Raw genomic sequence first — 21,136 nt, forward strand, 5'->3', positions numbered from 1 at the left:
TGGTGGTTCGCGTCTGGTCGGTGGTTTGCGTCCGGTCGGTGGTTCGCGCCCGGGCGGTGGGTGTGACCGTCAGTCGCCGGTGCGGTCCGGGGTGTCGGCCCAGAGGTCCTCGCGGCCCTTCCGACGACCGATCGCCCGCCGTTCCTTCGGCGCCTTGGCCTGCTTGGGTTCCTTGGCCGGCTTCGGTTCCTTGCCCGACGTCGGTTCCAGCACGATCGGGAACTGCGCCGGGGGCAGCCCGAACCCCGTCCGCGAGGCCTGGATCACCTTCCGCCCGAGCGCGTGGTTCCCGAGGCCACCGACCGCCGCACCGATCCCGAACGGGAGGGCCCGACCGACGATCGTCGTGCCCTGCCGCGCGGCGAAGCGCTTGATGAACTGGTCACGCACCTGTCCGCCGATGCCGTTCACGACCTGCTTCGGGAGGGACGACGTCACCATCTCGCCCCAGAACGCGGTGCGGACCTGTCCACCGGCGATCTGGCCCGCGAGCTGGTTGATGAGCTGGGTGCCCGGCGAACCGAGGATCATCGCCATCACGAGCATGCGTGCGCGCTCGGGGTCGTCGAGCGCGATACCGTGCACCTCGGTCACGGACTGCGCGAACAGGGCCGTGGTCTCGAGGAAGCCGACGGTCTCGGCGCCGCTCAACCCGAGGGCCGCCGCCATGCCGACGCCCGGGATCACCGCGCTCGCGCCGACGGCTGCACCGCCCGTGGTCACCGCCGCGAGGTACTGCCGCTCGAGGATCTGGATGATCTCGGCCGGGGTCGAGTCGGGGTGCCGACGGCGGAGTGCCCGCACGTGGGCCACCACGACGGGGCGTTGCACGCTCAGCACCCGGTCGAGCATCTTGACCCAGCCGGCCGGCTGGGTCTGCTCGGGGGTGCGCGCGTTCGGGTCGGTGGGGGTGGAGGCCACAGGCGCTGCCAGCAAGGGCACGATCGCCTGGTCCTTCTGCTCTCGGGCCATGGGGACGACGGTACGCCGGACGCATGGGAGGCTCGTCGGATGACCCCTGCACACGCACTCGATGCAGCACGGCGCGCTGCCGGATTCCTGACGCCGGACGAGGTCGCGGCACTGGCACCGGACGTGCTGGTCCTGGACCCGGCGTCCGTGCTGGTCGGTCGTTCGGTGGTCATCGAGCCGGGCGTCGTGGTGTACCCGGGTGCCGTCCTCGAGAGCCGGGGGACCGGGGCGGTCGTCGTCCGCGCGGGGGCGCGGTTGGGGCCGGGGCCGGTGACGGTCCTCGCCGACGGGGCGCGCGTCGAGATCGGTCGGGCGGAGCTCGGGCCAGGTCCTGTCACGGTCGTCGCGGTCGGTGCGGCCTCGTCCGGTTCCGGGAGTGCCGACGTGGAGATCGGCGCGGGTGCACGGCTGTCGGGTGGCTGTCTCGTCGAGGGACCGGCGACGATCGGGGCCGGTGCGCAGGTGATCGGGACGGTTGCGGTCCGTGACGTCGTCCTCGGCGCCGGGGCCGACCGCCACGACCCGGACCCGGACCGGCGCGGTGCCGTCGTCAAGGGCACGGGGCGGGTCCACGGCGTCCGACTCGGAGCGGGCGACGTGGTCGTCGGCCGTGCCGCGGTCTCCGATGTCGAGCGCCAACGGGCCCACCACCCGGACGCTCCGCGGTTCACCGGCACGTGATCCCCGCCCGTCGGAGCTTCGCCCGGACCCGCTCGGGATCCATCAGGTCCGCCCAGGTCAGCCGGACGACGGCGCGGACCTCGGGGAAGGACCGCACGAAGTCCTCGCGCTGCTTCTCCTGCCAGTGGGCGTCGGCGGTGGTGGAGCCGCCCAGCATCGCCGGGTCCTCGTACTTCCCCCGGCCGTCCACCTCGACCACGACGCCGGCCTCGGGGAACCAGAAGTCGACGATCGCCGTGCGTTCCCCGGGCCGTCGGAACGTGTGCTGCTGTACGGGCTGCGGGACGCCGAGCTGCCGGAACCGGACCCGGCACACCGACTCCGCCGGCGACCCCGACAGGCCCGACCCCATCGCGATCGCGACCGCCGCCTTCGTCCGCCCCTTGCGCAGCGAACCCGCCGCGCGCTCGAGCTCCGTCGAGGTGGCGAGGCCGCGGCCGAGCACGTGGTCGATGACGGGGAGCGAGTGGATCAGCGGTCGTGACGCTGCCAGGTCCACCGCCGTCCGTGCCGCATCGGTCGCGGCGATCTCGTCCGCGCGGGTGTGACCCAACGGCGGTCGGTGTTCGGAACCGTGTCTGACGAACCACGCCGTGACGCGGGTGTTCGGTGAGGTCGGATCGCACACGTGCACCTTCGGTGGCCACGGCCCCACGAACGGCAGTCCGAGCACGGCGCACGCGGACTCGTGCGAGACCAGGTCGCTCGGGCGTGCGCGGTGGATCGAGGCCCGCACGAGCACGTGGTGCCGATGCTCGGGCAGGAGATCGTCCAGCGCACCCTGCTGCACGAGCACTCCGGGCCGGATCCGGACCAGCTGCCCACGGAGGACGGCTCGTTCGAGGTGCCGCCGTTCCGCACTCGGGAGCCCGGTCGTGCGGATGATCTCGATGTCGTCTGCTCTGCTCACCGCCCCAGGGTCGCGCCCGCGTCGGTCCCCGGGCGTCCGTGCCGCCGGATCCGTGGACACCTCCGGTCATCGACCCGCCTGTGGAGGACCGAGGGTGATCCGTGCGGGTACATCGACCGACAAGACACCCGTCGATCGTCAGGCGTGATGTCGCTCCATGCACGTGCATCTCATGCGTGTGCAGGTTCCGACGAAGCACGCGTCGATCGACTCGCGCGATGTCGAAACACGCGCGGAACCCGGGGCGCGGGCGCCGCCGCCAGCGCTCAGCGCGCGGCGAGCTCCGCGCGCAGCGGCAGGTCCTGCTCCTCGAGGATGAGCTGCGCCCCGACCGACGTCCGGGCGTTCACGACGATCGGCGCGAGCAGGTTCACCGTGGTCCCGCCGTCGGCGCCGCCCGGGTTCGCGACGACGAGCAGCATCGCGTCCTCTGGTGCGGTCAGCCCGAGCCCGGCCGCCTGCTCGTCCGTGAGCTCCGGCGCGTACGACGGCAGGTGCACCGCGGCGTCGAGCACGAACAAGCGCGAGGAACCCCCGACGAGGGTGAACAGGCCTTCGGCGCCGTCCACGGGCGTCAGCGTGAAGACGGGGGCGGGCGCCAGGCCGAACGGCGGGACGGCGAAGGTCAGGTCGATGCTCATCGGAGGTAGTCCATCAGGGTCGGCTGCAGGACCTTCGCGGTGACGGCGAGGGCTGCCTGGTAGTTGGTCTGCTGCACCTGCAGGTCGAGGACGGCCTTCGCGAGGTCCTTGTCCTCGATGCCGGCGCGCCGGTTCTCGAGCGACACGGTCGCGCTCTTCAGGGAGTCCTGCGCGGAGAGGGCCGCGGCGTGCCGGACGCCGACGTCGGCCTGGATGCCGCGGACGGTGCTGATCGCGGCGTCGACGTCGTTGATGCGGGGGTTCACGTTCACGCCGTTCTGCAGGTCGCCGACGATCGAGTCGATCATGGCGAAGACGGACGAGTTCCCCGAGCCGAAAACCGCGGTGCCGGCGGTGTCGACCCGCACGGTGGTGCCGTCGCCGATGCGTCGGGTGACGTCGGTGCCGGAGGACGCCCACCCGGTCGCCGGGTCGTACGCGGTGGCGGCGGTGGACGATCCGGCGAACACGGATCGCGTGCCGTAGGTCGTGTTCGCCCGGGACTCGAGCTCGGACTTGAGGGACTGGAACTGCGTGATGAACGCGTCGCGGTCGGTGTCGCTCATGGTGCCGCTGTTCGCCGCCTGCACGGTGAGGTCGCGCACGTTGTTGAGCACGGAGTACACGCTCGACAGGGCGCTGTCGGTCGTGGCGAGCCAGCCTGCTGCGTCGTTCGCGTTGCGCGTGTACTGCGCGGCGGCCGCCTGCTCCTTGCGCACCTGCATCGACGAGGCGGTCCCGACGGGGTCGTCGGACGGCCGCTGGATGTTCTTCAGCGTCGTCGCCTGGTCGGTGAGCTGCGCGAGCTTCGCGGCGCCGGCCTGCAGCCTGGCGCTCGCGGCCGTCATCGACATCTGGGTGGTCACACGGGTGATCACGGTCAGCCCCTCCCGACGAGTCCGACGCGGTTGATGATGGTGTCGAGCATCTCGTCGACGGCGGTCAGGACCCGCGCGGCGCCCTGGTACGCGTGCTGGTAGCTGAGCAGGTTGACGTTCTCCTCGTCGAGGTCCACACCGGCACTCGACTGCTGCTGCGTGCGCGCGTTGGTCAGCGCGAGACCGGTGAGCGTCGATTCCGACGCGGCGGACCTGGAGGCGCTGCCCACCCCCGCCACGAACGTCGCCCAGGAGCGGTCGGCACCGTCGGAGGCCGCACCGAGTCGCGAGAGCGCGTCGGTGAACGAGTCGTCGAGTTCCCCCGCCGCGTTCCGCGTCGCCAGGCCGCTGCCGTCGGTCGGGACGACCGAGAGTCCCTGGGCAGCCGGGACGCCGGCCGCGAGGGAGAAGAACGGGGTCCCGGTGGCACCGGTCGGTGTCGTCCCCGTGGCGTGCACGGCGTTGACCGCGCTGGCGAGCTTCGTCGCGACCTGGTCGTACGACGCGGACGCCTCGGCGAGTGCTCCGCCGGTGCCGTTCGCCGTCGCGGGGGCGAGCAGTGAGAGGTTCCCGCCGATCGAGCCGCCGGACAGGGCGACCGCGCCGGCCGTGCCCGAGGTCCAGGTGAGGGTGACCGCGGCACCGTCGGCCATGCGCTGCCCGCCGCCGAGCGCCACGGAGCGGGCATCGGTGCCCTGCACGATGGCGTTGCCGCCGATGAGGACGTCGACGGTGCCGTCGGTGTTCTGTCGGACCGTGCCGCCGGCCAGCGAGGCGATCTGCTGGGTGAGCTGGTCGCGCTGGTCCAGCAGCTCGTTCGCGTTCCCGCCGGACGCCAGCGCGGTGCGGATCCGACCGTTCAGGTCGGCGACCTGCGACGCGGCGTCGTTGAGCTGCTGCACCTGGCCGTCGACGGTGCCGCGGACGCTCGTCCACTGTGCGTCGACCGCCTTCGAGCCGCTGGCGAGCGCGCTGGCGACGGTCTTCGCGGCGCCGATGACGGCGCTGGCGGCACCGGGGTCGTCCGGGTGGCTGGAGAGCTCGCTCCACGAGGACCAGAAGGCGTCGAGCTTGCTGGCGAGCCCGTCGTCACCGGGTTCGTTCAGCCCGTTCTCGAGCGCGGCGAGTGCGGTGGCGCGGGCGTCGGCGTAGGCCGAGGAGCCGGAGGCCACCCGCACTCCGGCGTCGAGCGTGAGGGACGCCAGGCGGGCGATGCCGTCGACGGACACGCCCTGGCCCGCGAGCGCTGCGGTCCCGCGCATGAACCCGGTCTGGGCGGCGGGGATCGAGGACTGCGAGACGCGCTGGCGGGTGTACCCGGCGGTGCCGGCGTTGGCGATGTTCTGCCCGGTGACGTCGATGCCGGCGCGGGCCGCGGCGAGGCCGGAGTAGGCGGTGGCGAGGGAGCCGAAGGTGCTGACCACGGTGCTACAGGGTCCCCTCGAAGAGTCGTGCGCCGTCCGTGCCCGTACCCGAGGTACCACTGGCGTCGTAGGTGGCGGCACCGGTGACGGACCCGGCGAGCGTCTCCTCGGTCGCCTGCGCGGCGGCACGGAGGAAGCGGTCGTTCTCGTCGCGGAGCGCCCCGATCTGGGTGGTGAGCTCCACCATCGCGGTGAGGTGGGCGGCGAGGATCTCGCCCCAGGGGCCGTTCGGCGCAGCGGCGACGACCTCGCGCAGGGGAGCGTCGGCGGCGACGCCCCACTCCTCGGCGACCTCGGCACTCGACGCGGCGCGCTCGAGACCGGTGCTGCGGAGACGCTCGAGGACCTGCTCGACCTCGCGGCTGGCGTGCGAGACCCAGCGGGAGCGACCGGCCGCGAGGAGCAGCTGTTCCTCCTCGAGCTTGAAGGTGAGCAGCTCGAGCAGTTCGCGTTCGCGCCAGAGCACGGCGGACAGTTCGTTCACGCTCATCAGCTCCTCCCGGTGGGGTGTGTCGGTCATCCTGCGGACACCGGGACCTATCGGGTCGCGGATGCCGGGCGTAAGCACCGACCGGGCGAGTGCGCCTGCCGGACACGAGCCGCGCCTCCAGGGAATCACCCACATCGGGGGACAAGAACGCGCGTTCCCAGGCCGGGGTCCCCCCAAATGCCGACCGGGAAAACGCCCCCTCACCCCCGCTTTGGGGACGGTTGTGCACCCACTCAGGGCTTTGCCAGCCGATACATTCGAAGCGCACCGCGGGGGACACCCCGCACCGCGTCGCAGGGACGCACGGTGCACCACCCGGAGGGACCCGGGTGGGTCTTCGGCGTACGCACCGGCCATCCGAGGCCGGCGTCTGCCGCGCCCACGGACGGGTCAGGCATGTCAGGCGACCAGGGGATCAGCATGGACCGGAACGACCGCAACGCGATGATCGTGGAGCACCTCCCGCTCGTGGGCTACATCGTCGCCGACGTGCGGGCGCGTGCCACGCACCTCGACCGTGACGACCTCGCCGCCGTCGGGTCGCTGGCCCTCGTCGCCGCGGCCGAGGCCTTCGACCCCGACCTCGGCGTCCCCTTCGGCGCGTACGCCCGCACCCGCATCACCGGCGCGATCGCCGACGACATGCGCTCCGCTGACTGGGCGTCCCGCGGCACCCGGAAGCGGATCCGCGAGACCCTCGCCACGCAGGAGGCGCTGTCGGCCCGGCTCGGGCGGAGCGTCGGCGTGCAGGAGATCGCGGACGCGATGGGCGTCGACCGCCAGACCGCCGCCGACGCCATGAGCGACGCGGCCCGCACCGTCTCGCCGATCGACGAGACCGTGCACGACACCCTCGCCGCGGACCTGCCGCTGCCGGGTGAGGACCTGCTCGAAGCGGAGAAGCGCCGCTACCTCCGTGCCGCCGTCGAGGCGCTGCCGGAGCGGATGCGCTTCGTGGTCGAGAACGTGTACTTCGGCGACCGGTCGGTGACCGAGGTCGCCGCCGAGCTCGGGATCACCCACTCCGCCGTGTCGCAGCAGCGCTCCGAGGCGATGCGCCTGCTCCGCGACGGACTCGCCGCGCACTACGGGGACGACGGCGTCACCGTGGAGCCGGCCTCGAAGACCACCGCCGCGCGCCGCAGTGCGTACCTGGCACGGGTCGCCGCGAACGCCGCAGCCGGCGTGGCGCGGGCCGTGCAGGACGCCACGACGGTCACGACCGCCCCCGTCGTCGCGGTGAGCTAGCCCTCGGCGGTCTCGTCGCACGACGAATTCCGCCGATTCCCTAACGGCTCCGGCCAACCGGTCGAGAGTCACCCCTGTCAGCCCACGGACGGGCAGACGTACGACCCAGATTTCACGGAGGAAACCACCATGGGTATGTCCATCAACACCAACCTCTCGGCACTCAACACGTACCGGAACCTGAACTCGACGCAGAACGACCTGTCGAAGTCCCTCGAGAAGCTCTCGTCGGGTCTCCGCATCAACCGTGCTGCCGACGACGCGGCCGGTCTGTCGATCTCCGAGGGGCTGAAGTCCCAGGTCGGTGGCCTCACGGTCGCCGCCCGCAACGCACAGGACGGCATCTCCGTCGTGCAGACCGCTGAAGGTGGCCTCACCGAGACCCACTCGATCCTCCAGCGCATGCGTGACCTCGCCGTGCAGGCCGGCAACGACTCGAACAACGCGGACTCCCGCACGGCGATCTCCACCGAGGTCGGCGAGCTGTCCAAGGAGCTCACCCGCATCTCCCAGTCGACCAACTTCAACGGCATCAACCTGCTCGACGGCTCCGCCGGCACCGCAGGCGTCCTGAAGTTCCAGGTCGGCGCCAACGGCGACGCGGCGAGCCAGATCGACGTCGACCTGTCGGGCGCGAACGTCTCGACCGTGGCGACCGCCGTCACCGGTCTCGACTTCACGACCGCCACCGGTGCGCAGACCGCGATCACCACGATCGACGCGCAGATCAAGAGCGTGTCGACGGCACGTTCGAACATCGGTGCCATCCAGAACCGCTTCGACCACGCCATCAACGTGACGAACGTGGCCAAGGAGAACCTCACCGCTGCCGGTTCGCGCATCACCGACGTCGACATGGCGGAGGAGATGGTCAAGTACACGCGCGACAACATCCTCAGCCAGGCCGGCACCTCGATGCTCGCGCAGGCGAACCAGAGCACGCAGGGTGTGCTCTCGCTCCTGCGCTAGCAGCGCTGACGCCGTCGTCCGGGATCGTTCAGGTACCCCGGGCGGCGGCGTCGCCCGCACCCTTTCCCCTCGTAGCGGCAGGAGCCATCGATGTCGTCCGTGTCATCGGCGAGCAGTCTCGCGATCGACGGTCTCGTCAGCGGTCTCAAGACCACCGACCTCATCAACTCGCTGATGAGCGTCGAGGGGGTCCCGCAGACGCTCCTCAAGAACAAGCTCACCAGCACCAACTCGTTCATCTCGTCACTGCAGACGATCAACGGGCTCGTGCAGACCCTTGCGACGAAGGCGAAGGACGCGGCGAAGGCGACCTCGCTCGACCTCTTCACGGCCACGAGTTCGTCGCCGGGCGTCACCGCGGTCACCGGGGCGAACGCCAGCGCCGGGTCGCTGAGCTTCACGGTCGGGTCCACCGCGTCGGCGCAGGTCGGCGTCACCGCGGCGATGGCGACGTGGTCCTCCGCGGCCGAGCCGATCACGCTCGTCGGTGCCGACGGCACGAAGACGACCGTCACACCGGCCTCCGGGTCCCTCGACGACACCGTGTCCGCGATCAACAAGTCGGGCGCCGGTGTCACGGCGACGCGGGTCGCCGCCGGGACCGACGCCGACGGCACGAAGCTCTACCGCCTGCAGCTCACCTCGGCGAAGACCGGGGCAGCCGGAGCGTTCGAGGTGTACCGCGGCACGGCCGACGAGGTCACCGCCGGCACCGCGACGAACGTCCTCACCGAGGTCGGTGCCGCGGTCGTCACGCAGGCGAAGGACGCCAGCGTGACCCTGTGGGCCGGTACCGCGGCGGCGCAGACGGTGACGAGCACGACGAACACCTTCACCGACCTCGTCCCCGGGGTCAGTGTCACGGTGACGCAGCCCACGACCGACCCGGTGACGCTGACCGTCGCGCAGGACACCACGAAGGCGCAGACCGTCGCGTCCGGCCTCGTCGACGCGATGAACGCCGTGGCCGCGTACTACAGCTCGAACACCGCCGTCACGAGCACGACCAGCCCGACGACCGGCACCACCACGACGACGGCCGGCGTGCTCTCGGGCGACGGCACCACGCGTGACGTCGTCCAGCGGCTCGCGAGCACGATGTCCGCGCCGGTGGGCGGGAGGTCCCCGTCGTCGATCGGGATCTCGATCACGAAGGACGGCGACTTCACCTTCGACGCCGACGTCTTCCAGAAGGCCCTCGCGACCGATCCGGAGGGCACGCAGGCGATGCTCTCGGGCGTCGCGGCGAACGTCGGCGCCGCCGCCACCGCGGCCTCCGACAAGTACGACGGCTCCATCACCACCGCGATCACCGGACAGCAGGCCGTCGCGAAGGACCTCAACACCCAGATCGACAGCTGGACCGACCGGCTCACCTCGCGTCGCGCAGCGTTGCAGACGATGTACGCGAGCCTCGAGACCAGCCTCAGCAAGCTCCAGTCCCAGTCCAGCTGGCTGGCGAGCCAGCTGGCGTCGACGACGAGCTGACAGGAACACCGATGAACGCCTTCGACCTCCAGTCCGCCGCCTTCCGACAGGCCGCGCAGCCCCGCACCGTCACGGACCAGCGCCGTGCCCAGTACACGAACGAAGCCGTGCTCTCGGCGACGCCGGCGCAGCTCGTCACGATGCTCTACGACCGGCTGCTCCTCGACCTGCACCGCGCCGAGGCCGCACAGACGACCGCCGACTGGGACGCGGCCCGCGAGCAGCTCCTGCACGCGCAGGCCATCGTCGGCGAGCTGTCCTCGACGCTGAAGATCGACGTGTGGGACGGCGGCGAGGGACTGCTGGCGATCTACAACTACGCGTCGACGTCGCTCATCACCGCGAACGTGCACCGGGACGTCCAGGCCACCCGAGACTGCATCCGGATCCTCGAGCCGCTGCGGCAGTCGTGGCACGAGGCCGCCGCGTCGATCCCGGCAGCGACCGCGGTGCAGCACCCGACCGGCGGGGCACTCGGTGTCGCCTGACGCGGAACGCCGTGCCGCGTGGGAGGCCGTGCTCGAGGCGCTCGAAGCCGACCTGACGGCGGGCGGCGACGTGCGGTGGTCCGAGCCGACCGGGCTGGGGCCGGTGCCGCGGGAGCTGGTGGGGCGTGCCTCCCGGCTGCTCGCCGCGCAGCGGGACCGGATCGCTGCGCTCGAGGGGGACCGTCGGGCGACGCTCGACCACCTCGGGGCGCTCCGGGCGGTGGACGCGACGCGGGAGCCGCGCGGTTCGGTGTACCTCGACGCGTCCGCCTGACGCGGGGCCGGGCGCGGGCGCCGCGGCGCGGGCGGCGGCCGCGCGGATGCGTGTGCATCGTGCGACGAAGCACGCGTCGATCGACTGGCGGAACGTCGGAGCATGCACACGCACCGGATGCGTGTGCATCGTGCGACGAAGCACGCGTCGATCGACCGGCGGAATGTCGAAGCATGTACACGTGAGCCCCCGCCCCCCCGTTCGGGGCGACGCCTAACGCGCCCCACGGCCCGGCCGACAGCGCCCCCTGAGCACGGATCGCTCACCAGTTCGGCCACGGATCGGCCACCGCCATCAGGCGACGTCACCAGGGGACGTCGCCAGCGAGGGGACGGTCCACCAGTGTTCGATTCCGTGACGAGCGTCGCACTGCAGAGTGCGCTCGACGGCCTGTCGATGCGACAGAAGGTCATCGCGAACAACATCGCGAACATCAACACGCCGAACTACCACGCCGAGAAGGTCCAGTTCGAGGACGCCCTGGCGAAGTCGATCGTCGACGGGGACGGCGGCACGACCCCGACCGTCGCGCGGAGCCTCGAGCCGACGAACACGAACGGCAACAACGTCAACCTCGACGAGGAGACGCTCTCGAACATCGACACCGTGCTCCGGTACCAGTTCGCCACGCAGGCGATGAACTCCGAGCTCACCAGTGTCCGCGCGGCGATGCGGACCACCTCGTGACCACGTTCGACGCGATCGGCATCGCGAGCACCGGCATGACGGTGCACCGCAAGTGGCTCGACGCCGTGTCGGACAACATCGCGAACGTCAACACGGTGAAGTCGATGGACGACTCCGCCTTCCAGGCCCGCTACGTCGAGGTCCAGGAGGGCAACGGCGTCTCCGGCGCCTACGTCAAGGGTGCCGCGTTCGGCAGCGCCGCCGGCCGGGTCACGTACGACCCGGACAACCCGCTCGCGAACGCGGAGGGCTACGTCCGCATGCCGGACATCGACCTCGGCACGCAGATGGCGGACCTCATCATGGCCCAGCGGGGCTACCAGGCGAACGCCGCCGTGGTCGACCGCGCGAAGACCGCCTACGAGGCGGCCCTGCAGATCGGGAAGAACTGATGCCCATCGACGCCGTGAACGGTGTGACCACCAACGCGATGACGAACGCGATGACGAGCCTGAGCGGCACGTCCAGCGACGTCGGCACGAGCGCGACGAGCGGAGTCGCGGCCGCCGGCGCGACGTCCGACGGCAGCGGGTTCGCCGCGTCGCTCGGCAACGCGGTCGACGGGCTCCAGCAGCTGCAGAGCGACTCGAAGACCCTCGCGCTCAAGGCCGTCACCGGCAAACTCGACGACATCCACGACGCGACCATCGCCGCCACCCGCGCCCAGGTCACGCTCGAGCTCGTCTCCGCCGTCCGCAACAAGGGCGTCGACGCCTTCAACGAGATCATGAGGATGCAGGCCTGATGCCCGTCGCCGTCAAGGACCTCTTCGGTCGTCTCGCCGCCTACGTCAAGGGCTTCAGCGCTGCCCAGCGGACCATCGCGATCCTCGTCATCGCCGCGCTCGTGCTCGGCGGCATCGCGCTCGCGAGCTGGCTCGGCAAGGCGTCCTACGCCCCGCTGTTCACCGGACTGGCGGCGGCCGACGCGGCGAGCGTCACCGACCAGCTCACCACCGGCGGTGTGCCGTACCAGCTCACCGACGGCGGTGCCACGATCCTCGTCCCGCAGGGGTCGGTGTACTCCGAGCGGCTCAAGGCCGCGTCGAACGGGCTCCCCGCATCGAACGAGGGCGGCTACTCGCTGCTCGACAAGATGGGCGTGACGAGCTCCGAGTTCCAGCAGGACGTCACGTACAAGCGCGCGATGGAGGGCGAGCTCGCGAAGACCATCGGCGCGATGGACGGCGTGCAGACCGCCACCGTGCAGCTCGCGATCCCCGAGAAGACCGTGTTCGTCTCCGAGGAGAAGGACCCGACCGCGTCGGTGTTCATCGCCACGAAGAACGGCAGCGAGCTGAGCACCGACCAGGTCCAGGCGATCGTGCACCTGACGAGCGCCGCCGTCGAGGGCATGCAGCCGACCGACGTCTCCGTCGTCGACGCGAAGGGCCAGACGCTCTCCGCCGTCGGCACCGGCGCGACCGGCAGCGGGGCGGACCAGGCGGCCGACTACGACGCCTCGACGAGCAAGAAGATCCAGGACCTGCTCGACACGACCCTCGGCACCGGGAACGCCAGCGTCGTGGTGTCCGCCACGATGAACCAGAACTCGGGCACCCGCACGTCGGAGTCCTACACGACGCCGACGACCGGCCCGGTCGCGCTCAACGAGTCGTCCACCACCGAGCAGTACGGCGCGGGGTCCGGTGCCGGCGGGGCCGGGGCGACCGGCGTCCTCGGCCCGGACAACATCGCCGTGCCGAACGGCACCGCCACGAGCGGCGCCGACGACGGGTACAAGAACGAGTCCGCGACGAAGAACAACGCCGTCGACCACACCACCGAGACCACGCAGCTGCCGGCCGGTGGGCTCTCCCGCCAGACGATCTCGGTCGCGCTGAACTCCAAGGCCGCCGCGGTGCAGAACGCGAACCTGCAGAGCATCAACGACCTCGTGGCCGCGGCCGCCGGTGTCGACCAGACCCGTGGCGACCAGGTCCGCGTGGCGATGATGGACTTCGACACCAGCGCCGCCGACAAGGCGACGAAGGCGCTCGAGGCCCAGCAGAAGGCCGACCAGCAGGAGGCGCTGTGGTCGTCGATCCGCACCGCCGGGATCGTCGTCGGTGCGCTGCTGGCCCTCATCGCGATCATCGTCTTCCTCGCCCGCCGCAGCCGGAAGCAGGAGCGCGAGGCGGTCGACCTCGGCGAGCTCGACGCCTTCTCCGGCGAGACCTTCCAGCTCCCGCTCGCCGTCGACGGCGCCGCGGACCGGAGCACCCTGCAGGCCGGGGACGCCCCGACCGTCGCGCTGCCCACCGTCCCGCACGACGACGCCCCCACCGAGGTCCTCACCACCGAGGAGATCACCGCGGAGCGTCGTCGCCAGGACATCTCCGCCCTCGCCGAGCGGGACCCGAAGCGCACGGCCGAGCTCCTCCGCGGGCTCCTCGACGACCGGGCACCGGTGTGAGCGCCCTGGTGCCGAGCGCCGGCGGGACCGGCGCTGGCGACCGTGCGCTGACCGGTGCGCAGAAGGTCGCGCTCATCCTCATGCAGATGGAGACCGAGCGCGCCGCCGAGGTGATGAAGCAGTTCACCGAGATCGAGGCCGAGGAGATCTCCGCCGAGATCGTCCGGATGCGCCGCGTCGAGGACACCGTCGTCGACAAGACCCTGACCGAGTTCCACCGGATGACGCTGAGCGGCCGCACGCAGAAGCGCGGCGGCAAGGAGACCGCGCTCGGGCTGCTCGAGGCGTCCTTCGGTGCCGAGCGCGCCGCCGGCGTCATGGACCGCCTGGCCTCGAACCTCGCCGGGCAGTCGTTCGACTTCCTCGACGACGCCGAGCCCGGCCAGGTCGTCACGCTCCTCGAGGGCGAGCTGCCGCAGACCATCGCCCTCGTGCTCGCACACCTGAAGCCGGCGCAGGCCAGCGCCGTGCTCGCCGGGGTGGACGAGCGCGCCCGCACCGACGTCGCCCAGGCGTTCGCGACCATGGGGAGCGCGACCCCGGAAGCCGTCGGGATCGTCGCCGGCGTCCTCCGCCAGCGCGCCGGTGCCGTCGTGTCGCCGCGCGAGAGCGTCGAGGTCGTCGGCGGCATCGCCCCGCTCGTCGACATCATCAACCGCTCGGACGTCGCCACCGAGAAGGCCGTGCTCGACGGGCTCGAGGCGCGCGACCCCGAGCTCGCCGAGGACATCCGCTCCCGGATGCTCACGTTCGAGGACATCGTCAAGCTCGAGTCCCGCGACATCCAGCAGGTCCTGCGCGGGATCGACTCGAAGCTCCTCGCGACCGCCATGAAGGGTGCCGCCGCGCCGGTCGTCGAGACGATCCGGGCGAACGTCTCCGAGCGCAACCGCGAGCTCCTCGACGACGAGCTGCAGGCCATGGGCCCGGTCCGGGTCTCGCAGGTCGAGGAGGCCCGCGCCGAGGTGGTCCGCTCCGTCCGCGAACTCGAGGCGCAGGGCGTCATCACGGTCCACCGCGCCGAGGAGGACGAGCTCGTTGACTGAGTCCGTGGTCCAGCGCGTCGCGTTCCCCGTCATCGGGGACCCGTCCGGGAACGCGCGCGCCGCCAGCGCCGACGTGCGCGGGCACGCCGCCGGGTACGCCGCGGGGCTCCGGCAGGCGCAGGCCGAGACCGACGCGCTGCGCGCCCGGCTCGAGTCCGAGCACGCGGCCCGCACCGCCTCGATGCAGGCCGACACCGCGCGCCGCATCGCGGTCCTCGACGCCGCGACGAACGCGATGCTGTCGCACGTCGCACCGGTCCTCGACCAGGCCGAGCAGTCGGTCGCGGTCGCGGCCGTCGACCTGGCCGAAGCCGTCGTCGGGTACGCGATCCGCGCCTCCCGAACCGCGGACACCGCCGATGACGGACGGGAGGCGCGGGTCGTCCCCGGTGCGCAGGCGACCGTCGAGCGGGCGCTCGCGTCCATCGACCGCACCGTCGCCGTGGCCGTCCGGCTGAGCGTCGCGGACGCCGCGCGCGTCGCCGACCTCGACCTGCCGGTCCCGGTCGTCGCCGACCCGTCGCTGCGCGACGGGGACGCCGTCGTCGACCTGCCCGACGGGCTGCTCGACGCGCGGATCGCCACCGCCCTGGACCGTGCCCGCACGGCGCTGGGGGTGACCCCGTGACCACGACGCTCCTCCGCCCCCGTGGGCTCGACGAAGCGCTCCGACAGGCCGCTCCGCAGCGGGTCGGTGTCGTCACGAGCGCGGTCGGACTCGGCCTCACGGTCGCCGGACTCGACGCGCACGTCGGCGAGGTCGTCGCCGTCGGTGCCGAGGGTGCGCCGCAGACCCTCGTCGAGGTCGTCGCGACCGACGTCACCGGCGTCCGCTGCATGCCGCTCGGGCGCCTGACCGGTGTCACCGCCGGCACGCCCGCACGGCCCACCGGGCGACCGGTGCTCGTGCCCACCGGGGCGGGGCTCTTCGGGCGCGTGCTCGACGGACTCGGACGCCCGATCGACGACCGCGGTCCGCTCGTCGGCGTCGGTGGCGAGCCGGTCGCGTGGGTGCCGCTCGACCACGAGACGCCGAACGCCATGGCCCGGACGCGCATCGACACCCCGATGCAGCTCGGCGTCCGCGTGCTCGACACCCTCACCACGGTCGGACGCGGGCAGCGCATGGGCCTGTTCGCGGGCTCCGGCGTCGGCAAGTCCTCGCTGCTGTCGATGATCGCCCGGGGGAGCGACGCCGCCGTCAACGTCATCGCCCTCGTCGGTGAGCGCGGCCGCGAGGTGCGCGAGTTCCTCGAGGACGACCTCGGTCCGGAGGGCCTCGCCCGCTCGATCGTCGTCGTGTCGACCTCGGACGAGCCGGCGCTCATGCGCCTGCGGGCCGCGTTCGTCGCCACCCGCATCGCCGAGTCCTTCCGCGACGCCGGCCAGGACGTCGTGCTGATGATGGACTCGCTCACCCGCGTCGCGATGGCGCAGCGCGAGATCGGGCTGTCCGTGGGGGAGCCGCCGGCCACCCGGGGCTACCCGCCGTCGACGTTCTCCGTCCTCGCCGGACTGCTCGAACGCGCCGGGACCGACCGGGTCGGCAGCGTCACGGGGCTGTACACGGTCCTCGTCGACGGCGACGACCACAACGAACCGATCGCCGACGCCGCCCGGAGCATCCTCGACGGGCACGTCGTGCTCGACCGGAAGCTTGCGATCACCGGGCACTTCCCGTCGGTCGACGCGCTCGGCTCGGTGTCGCGCGTGGCCTCGAAGGTCACCACGCCCGGGCAGCGCGGTGCGGCGACGGCCCTGCGGAAGGTCATGGCCGCACGCAAGGCGGCGCAGGACCTGCTCGACGTCGGGGCGTACCAGCGCGGAACGAACCCCCTCGTGGACGCCGCCGTCGACCACCGGGACGCGATCGACGGCTTCCTGCGGCAGGGCATGGACGAGCGTGCGACCGCGGCTGCGTCGTGGCGCTCCCTCGACGCACTCGTCGGCACGCTCGGCACCGGGGGTGGTGCCTGATGGCCCGCCGGTTCCCGCTCGCCGGGCTCCTCCGTCTCCGGCACGCCGAACAGGACCGTGCCGCCGCCGCCCTCGCGACCGCCAACGAGCGGGTGCGCGACGCCGCCGACGCCCGGATCGCAGCGCGTCGGAACCTCGCCGACACCGAGGGCCCGCAGCCGATCCAGGACGCCGCGACCCTCAGCGCGGTCGCCGCAGCCCGTGCCGCCACCCGCGGGATGCTCGAGGAGCTCGACGCCGTCGCCCGGACCCGCCGCGCCGACGCCGACCGGGCACAGGACGACTACAACGCCGCCCGCCGGTCCGCCCTCGGGCTCGAGAAGCTCGAGGTCCAGCACGACGAGCAGCAGGCCGCCGAGGACCTCCGCACCGAACAGAACGCCCTCGACGAGATCGCGGCACGCAGCCGCGCGGAAGGTGGTGCCCGATGAGCGTGGACGCCGTGCTCTCCCGGATCTCCGAGATCCGGACCCAGATCGATGCCCTGCGCAGCGGGACCACCGCGACGGCGGCCACCTCGGCCGCGTCGGGCGTCGCCACGTCGACCGCGTTCGCCGACGCCCTGGCGACCGCGACCGGGAGCGGGACCGGGACCGGCACGACCGGTACCGGCACGACCTCGGCTGCGACGCCCGCGACCGCCGCCGCCACGTCGGTCGACGCCGGGGCCGGAACGCTCGCGACGGGCAGCGGTGCCACGGGTGCCGACGTCGTCGCGGACGCGAAGAAGTACCTCGGCGTGCCGTACGTCTTCGGCGGCACCACCACGAGCGGCATGGACTGCTCGGGGCTGGTGCAGACGGTGTTCAAGGACCTCGGGGTGACCATGCCCCGGGTCGTGCCGGACCAGGCGAAGATGGGCGTCGAGGTGGGGTCCCTCAAGGACGCGCAGCCCGGCGACCTCATCATCCCGAAGGGCGAGGGGCACGTCGTCATCTACGTCGGCGACGGCAAGGTCCTGCACGCGCCGCGACCGGGCAAGGACGTCCGGATCGTCGACAACTGGTACAAGGACTCGGACATCGCCACGATCCGACGCATCGTGCCCGCGCAGGCGTCCGCCACGACGGCGACGACCGCGGCCTCGGGTGCGACGGACCTGCAGACGGCGGCGCTGCTGTCCCTCATGAACGCGGGGAGCGCAGCATGAGCCTGACCATCACCACGTCCGCCGCCACCCCGGCACCGGCGCGGGCTGCGTCCTCGTCGGGTGCGCCGGCGTCCGCGGACTCGTTCGGCGCCGCGATGGCCGCCGCGGGGAACGCGGGTTCGGCCGCGGCCACCGGGTCCTCCACGTCCGCTGCCTCGGCTGCCGACGCCCGGGAGCGCCGCACGCCGACGGGGCCGTCCCACGACCGCCGCACCCCGGCGCCCGGAGCGGACCGCGATGCGCAGTCCACCGCCTCGGCAGCAGGACGGGACCGCCGCTCGGCGACGGACGCGACGACGACGGACGGCACGACGGACGGTGCGACCCGTGCCGCCGCGGCTCGCTCCGCCGACGACACCGCCGCCGACGGCACCTCCAGCGACGGCACCGCCGCCGGTCCCGCCGCGACGGGGACGGCGCCGACCGTCGACACCGCGTCCGTCGTCGCTGCCCTGGTCCAGCCGGTCCCCGCCGCGCCGACCGCCGCCGCCCAGCCGCTCGCGACTCCCGCAGCAGCCGGCTCGTCCGTGGCGTCGCTCGACGCACCCGTGCCGGGCAGCGGGGCGACCCCGACGCCCGACCCCGCCGGCCCGACGCCGCACGCCGACGCCGTGAGCACCGCGCACCCGACCGCGGCGACCGCTGCCGCGACCCCCGCGGCCGGGTCGCTCGGCGGCACCCCAGCGACGACCGCCGCCGGAACGACAGCTGCCGCGGCGACGACCCCGGCCGCCCCGCTCGGCGCGCCTGGCCCGGCCCTCCCTGCGGTGTCCCCGCACGAATTCGACGGGACGGCAGCGACGCAGCCGTCCGCCGTCCCGGGGGCAGCGGCCGCACCGACGGCTCCGGCACCAGCGAGCACGCCGGTCGCCCAGAGCACCCAGGCCAGCCAGAGCACCCAGGGCGCCCGGGCCGCCATGACCGGCACCGGCGCCGACCCCGCCGACCCCGGGCAACCCGTCGTCGCCACGGCAACGGCAACGGCAACGGCCACCGCCACCACCCCGGCCGCCGGAGCACCGGGCAGCAGTGCCCAGACCGGCCACGAGGCGGACAGCGGCGCGCCCGACCAGGGCGATCCGCGCCTCCAGGCCGTCACCACGCCCCGCGGCGGCGAGAGCGCCGTCGCGGTCCCGACCACCTCGCCGACGGCGCCCGCCGCGCCGGCCACACCGACGTCCGGCGCAGCCACCGCGAACGCCCCGGCCCCGCTCGCCCAGCAGCTGGCCCGCCCGGTGTTCACGCTCGCACAGGCCGGCCCGGGGGAGCACGTCGTCACCGTCCAGGTGTCGCCGGACACGCTCGGCCCGGTCACCGTCCGCGCGCACGTCACCGCGCACGGGATGCACGTCGAGCTCTTCGCCGCCTCCGACGCGGGGCGCGACGCGGTCCGGCAGGTCATGCCGGACCTCCGCCGCGACGCCGCCGGCTCCGGACTGTCGACCACGCTCGACCTGTCCTCGCAGAACCACCCGGACACCCGCTCCGGGCACGACGAACGGCCCGCCCAGACGGGTCCACGCGTCGACACCGGCCAGGAGGCGCGGCGCACCCCGCGCGCACCCGGCACCGCCCACACGCCCACCGTCCGCACCGTCGGACTCGACGTCCTCGCCTGAGCGACGACCGCCAGCACAGGCAGAACCGAAGGGAACGACCATGCCGATCGACGGCATCACCGGCACCGTGGACCAGGCCGCCCAGGCCGCGGCCCTCGCCGCGAACCAGACCGGCTCGCGGTCGCAGACGATGGACTCCGAGGTGTTCATGAAGCTCCTCGTCACGCAGCTGCAGAACCAGGACCCGTCCTCGCCGATGGACACGAACCAGATGATCAGCCAGCAGACGCAGCTCGCGATGATGGAGCAGATCACCAACCAGACCACGACGGCGAACGAGAACTTCTCGCTGCAGATGCGGATCGCCGCCGCCAACCTCGTCGGGAAGCAGGTCAGCTACACCGACGCCACGTCCGGCACATCGATCACGGGGACGGCGACCGCGGTGTCGTACGCCCAGAGCGTGCCGACCGTGACGGTGAACGGGAAGGAGGTCAACCTCGACGTGATCTCCGGCATCAAGACGACCTCCTGACCTCCTCATCTTCTTCTTCGGTACCTCCACGAAAGGACGCACCATGCTCCGCTCGCTCTACTCCGGGATCTCCGGCCTCCGTTCGCACCAGCAGATGCTGGACGTCACGGGCAACAACATCGCCAACGTCAACACGGTCGGCTTCAAGTCGTCGTCGACGGTCTTCCAGGACACCCTGTCGCAGATGACCCAGGGTGCCGGCGGACCGCAGACCGGCATCGGCGGCACGAACCCCGCCCAGATCGGCCTCGGCGTGCAGGTCGCCGGCGTCTCCACGAACTTCGCGCAGGGCTCCGCCCAGGCCACCGGCAAGGCCACCGACCTGATGATCTCGGGCGACGGCTTCTTCGTCACGCGCCTCGGCAACGACACCGTGTACAGCCGCGCCGGTGCGTTCGACTTCGACGCCGACGGCCGCCTCGTCAGCGCCGACGGGAAGATCGTGCAGGGCTACCCGGCCACGAACGGCGTCGTGAACGAGAACGGCGCCCTGTCGGACATCGTCCTACCGCTCGACGCCGCCGCGCCCGCCGTCCGCACCTCCACCGCTGGTGTGACCGGCAACCTGCCGTCCGAGACCGCCGTGGGCGCGGTCATCACGCGCGACGCCACCGTCTACGACGCGTCCGGTGCGAAGCACACCATGTCGATCGCCTACGAGCGCACTGCTGCCGGCTGGGACGTCACCGCGACCGACGGCCAGGGCACCCAGGCGACGACGTCGCTCACGTTCGGGACCGACGGCAAGCTCACGGCCGGTGGCACGCTCGCCGTCGGGGGCATCGCCGTCGACATGCGGCAGCTCACGGGCTTCGCCTCGCTCAACACCGCGTCCATCTCGTCGCAGAACGGCCACGAGGCCGGGTCGCTCCAGGGCTACTCGATCTCGAAGGACGGCACGGTCGTCGGGACGTTCTCGAACGGTGCGTCGCTCGCCATCGGTCGGATCGCCCTCGCGACGTTCGCGAACCCGGCCGGCCTCGAGAAGACCGGTGCGTCGGGCTACCGCGCCACGGCCAACTCCGGCAACGCCACGGTCGGCGCACCGGGGTCGCCCGGTGTCGGGCAGCTCGCGTCGGGCACGCTCGAGATGTCGAACGTCGATCTGTCGCAGGAGTTCACGAACCTCATCGTGGCGCAGCGCGGGTTCCAGGCGAACGCGCGCATCATCACGACCTCGGACGAGGTGCTGCAGGAGCTGACGAACCTGAAGCGGTAGCGCGGGGCGCGGCGCGGCCGCGGCGGCGGTCGCGCGCGGCGGCGCCCCGCGGTGCGGGGTGCTTGCGCACAACGGAAGGCACCGC

Annotated in this window: 24 protein-coding genes; 18 read left to right on the forward strand and 6 right to left on the reverse strand. The window is 72.5% G+C overall.

The annotated features are described in order from the left end of the window. Nucleotides 1-69: 69 nt before the first annotated feature. Complete coding sequence (locus BIV01_RS11370) at nucleotides 70-972, reverse strand: hypothetical protein (RefSeq protein WP_175473696.1); 903 nt, start codon at nucleotides 970-972, stop codon at nucleotides 70-72. 39 nt (nucleotides 973-1,011) lie between these two features. Here BIV01_RS11370 and BIV01_RS11375 point away from each other — a divergent pair, with 39 nt between their 5' ends. Then, on the forward strand, nucleotides 1,012-1,653 hold the full coding sequence (locus tag BIV01_RS11375; RefSeq protein ID WP_071302923.1) for a hypothetical protein: 642 nt from the start codon (nucleotides 1,012-1,014) through the stop codon (nucleotides 1,651-1,653). On the opposite strand, the gene BIV01_RS11380 is transcribed toward BIV01_RS11375, so the two are convergent. The 5 genes from BIV01_RS11380 to BIV01_RS11400 all read right to left on the reverse strand — a co-directional run bounded on the left by BIV01_RS11380 (nucleotide 1,640) and on the right by BIV01_RS11400 (nucleotide 5,996). After that, nucleotides 1,640-2,563, reverse strand: a complete 924-nt coding sequence (locus tag BIV01_RS11380; protein WP_071302924.1) for a hypothetical protein — start codon at nucleotides 2,561-2,563, stop codon at nucleotides 1,640-1,642. The genes BIV01_RS11375 and BIV01_RS11380 overlap by 14 nt on opposite strands. A 266-nt stretch (nucleotides 2,564-2,829) precedes the next feature. After that, on the reverse strand, nucleotides 2,830-3,204 hold the full coding sequence (gene fliW / locus BIV01_RS11385) for a flagellar assembly protein FliW (protein WP_071295376.1): 375 nt from the start codon (nucleotides 3,202-3,204) through the stop codon (nucleotides 2,830-2,832). Further along, nucleotides 3,201-4,082 (reverse strand): flagellar hook-associated protein FlgL, encoded by an 882-nt coding sequence (flgL, locus tag BIV01_RS11390; protein ID WP_070418825.1) that lies wholly within the window; start codon nucleotides 4,080-4,082, stop codon nucleotides 3,201-3,203. Before flgL ends, fliW begins: the two co-directional genes overlap by 4 nt. 2 nt (nucleotides 4,083-4,084) lie before the next feature. Continuing rightward, the gene (flgK, locus tag BIV01_RS11395; RefSeq protein WP_071295375.1) at nucleotides 4,085-5,506 is read right to left on the reverse strand and encodes a flagellar hook-associated protein FlgK; all 1,422 of its coding nucleotides are present in this window, start codon (nucleotides 5,504-5,506) and stop codon (nucleotides 4,085-4,087) included. Between the two features lie 4 nt (nucleotides 5,507-5,510). Then, nucleotides 5,511-5,996 (reverse strand): flagellar protein FlgN, encoded by a 486-nt coding sequence (locus BIV01_RS11400; protein WP_070419569.1) that lies wholly within the window; start codon nucleotides 5,994-5,996, stop codon nucleotides 5,511-5,513. Between the two features lie 396 nt (nucleotides 5,997-6,392). Between BIV01_RS11400 and BIV01_RS11405 the strand changes: the two genes are divergently transcribed. The 17 genes from BIV01_RS11405 to BIV01_RS11485 all read left to right on the forward strand — a co-directional run bounded on the left by BIV01_RS11405 (nucleotide 6,393) and on the right by BIV01_RS11485 (nucleotide 21,051). Next, entirely contained in the window at nucleotides 6,393-7,244 is an 852-nt protein-coding gene (locus BIV01_RS11405) for a sigma-70 family RNA polymerase sigma factor (RefSeq protein WP_229086786.1), read from the forward strand. A 129-nt stretch (nucleotides 7,245-7,373) separates the two neighbouring features. Further along, the gene (locus tag BIV01_RS11410; protein WP_071295373.1) at nucleotides 7,374-8,213 is read left to right on the forward strand and encodes a flagellin N-terminal helical domain-containing protein; all 840 of its coding nucleotides are present in this window, start codon (nucleotides 7,374-7,376) and stop codon (nucleotides 8,211-8,213) included. Nucleotides 8,214-8,303: 90 nt separating this feature from the next. Continuing rightward, nucleotides 8,304-9,701, forward strand: a complete 1,398-nt coding sequence (fliD, locus tag BIV01_RS11415; RefSeq protein WP_071302925.1) for a flagellar filament capping protein FliD — start codon at nucleotides 8,304-8,306, stop codon at nucleotides 9,699-9,701. Nucleotides 9,702-9,712: 11 nt separating this feature from the next. Then, on the forward strand, nucleotides 9,713-10,189 hold the full coding sequence (fliS, locus tag BIV01_RS11420) for a flagellar export chaperone FliS (protein WP_083295338.1): 477 nt from the start codon (nucleotides 9,713-9,715) through the stop codon (nucleotides 10,187-10,189). Next, nucleotides 10,179-10,463 (forward strand): hypothetical protein, encoded by a 285-nt coding sequence (locus tag BIV01_RS11425; protein ID WP_071295371.1) that lies wholly within the window; start codon nucleotides 10,179-10,181, stop codon nucleotides 10,461-10,463. Before fliS ends, BIV01_RS11425 begins: the two co-directional genes overlap by 11 nt. 342 nt (nucleotides 10,464-10,805) lie before the next feature. After that, on the forward strand, nucleotides 10,806-11,150 hold the full coding sequence (locus BIV01_RS11430) for a flagellar basal body rod protein FlgB (RefSeq protein ID WP_070418831.1): 345 nt from the start codon (nucleotides 10,806-10,808) through the stop codon (nucleotides 11,148-11,150). Beyond that, entirely contained in the window at nucleotides 11,147-11,542 is a 396-nt protein-coding gene (locus tag BIV01_RS11435) for a flagellar basal body rod protein FlgC (RefSeq protein ID WP_070418832.1), read from the forward strand. The genes BIV01_RS11430 and BIV01_RS11435 overlap by 4 nt, the downstream gene beginning before the upstream one ends. Beyond that, nucleotides 11,542-11,895: a flagellar hook-basal body complex protein FliE gene (gene fliE, locus BIV01_RS11440; protein ID WP_083413987.1), complete on the forward strand. Its 354-nt coding sequence runs from the start codon at nucleotides 11,542-11,544 to the stop codon at nucleotides 11,893-11,895. Before BIV01_RS11435 ends, fliE begins: the two co-directional genes overlap by 1 nt. Beyond that, a complete protein-coding gene (fliF, locus tag BIV01_RS11445; protein WP_071302926.1) occupies nucleotides 11,895-13,565 on the forward strand; it encodes a flagellar basal-body MS-ring/collar protein FliF in 1,671 nt (556 codons plus the stop codon). The genes fliE and fliF overlap by 1 nt, the downstream gene beginning before the upstream one ends. Then, nucleotides 13,562-14,611 carry a flagellar motor switch protein FliG gene (fliG, locus tag BIV01_RS11450; RefSeq protein ID WP_083295340.1) on the forward strand — a complete coding sequence of 350 codons (1,050 nt, stop codon included), beginning with the start codon at nucleotides 13,562-13,564 and terminating at the stop codon, nucleotides 14,609-14,611. The genes fliF and fliG overlap by 4 nt, the downstream gene beginning before the upstream one ends. Then, on the forward strand, nucleotides 14,604-15,239 hold the full coding sequence (locus tag BIV01_RS11455; protein ID WP_139199310.1) for a FliH/SctL family protein: 636 nt from the start codon (nucleotides 14,604-14,606) through the stop codon (nucleotides 15,237-15,239). Before fliG ends, BIV01_RS11455 begins: the two co-directional genes overlap by 8 nt. Beyond that, nucleotides 15,236-16,588: a FliI/YscN family ATPase gene (locus BIV01_RS11460; RefSeq protein ID WP_071302928.1), complete on the forward strand. Its 1,353-nt coding sequence runs from the start codon at nucleotides 15,236-15,238 to the stop codon at nucleotides 16,586-16,588. The genes BIV01_RS11455 and BIV01_RS11460 overlap by 4 nt, the downstream gene beginning before the upstream one ends. Then, complete coding sequence (locus BIV01_RS11465) at nucleotides 16,588-17,019, forward strand: hypothetical protein (RefSeq protein ID WP_071302929.1); 432 nt, start codon at nucleotides 16,588-16,590, stop codon at nucleotides 17,017-17,019. Before BIV01_RS11460 ends, BIV01_RS11465 begins: the two co-directional genes overlap by 1 nt. After that, on the forward strand, nucleotides 17,016-17,738 hold the full coding sequence (locus BIV01_RS11470; RefSeq protein WP_071302930.1) for a C40 family peptidase: 723 nt from the start codon (nucleotides 17,016-17,018) through the stop codon (nucleotides 17,736-17,738). Before BIV01_RS11465 ends, BIV01_RS11470 begins: the two co-directional genes overlap by 4 nt. Then, nucleotides 17,735-19,357, forward strand: a complete 1,623-nt coding sequence (locus tag BIV01_RS11475; protein WP_071302931.1) for a flagellar hook-length control protein FliK — start codon at nucleotides 17,735-17,737, stop codon at nucleotides 19,355-19,357. The genes BIV01_RS11470 and BIV01_RS11475 overlap by 4 nt, the downstream gene beginning before the upstream one ends. Before the next feature lie 40 nt (nucleotides 19,358-19,397). Then, nucleotides 19,398-19,832 carry a flagellar hook assembly protein FlgD gene (locus tag BIV01_RS11480; protein WP_071302932.1) on the forward strand — a complete coding sequence of 145 codons (435 nt, stop codon included), beginning with the start codon at nucleotides 19,398-19,400 and terminating at the stop codon, nucleotides 19,830-19,832. A gap of 43 nt (nucleotides 19,833-19,875) precedes the next feature. Beyond that, entirely contained in the window at nucleotides 19,876-21,051 is a 1,176-nt protein-coding gene (locus tag BIV01_RS11485) for a flagellar hook protein FlgE (protein WP_070418840.1), read from the forward strand. The last annotated feature ends 85 nt before the right edge of the window (nucleotides 21,052-21,136 follow it).

Origin of the sequence: Curtobacterium sp. MCBA15_013 (assembly GCF_001865095.1) — a bacterium.
GTDB lineage: Bacteria > Actinomycetota > Actinomycetes > Actinomycetales > Microbacteriaceae > Curtobacterium.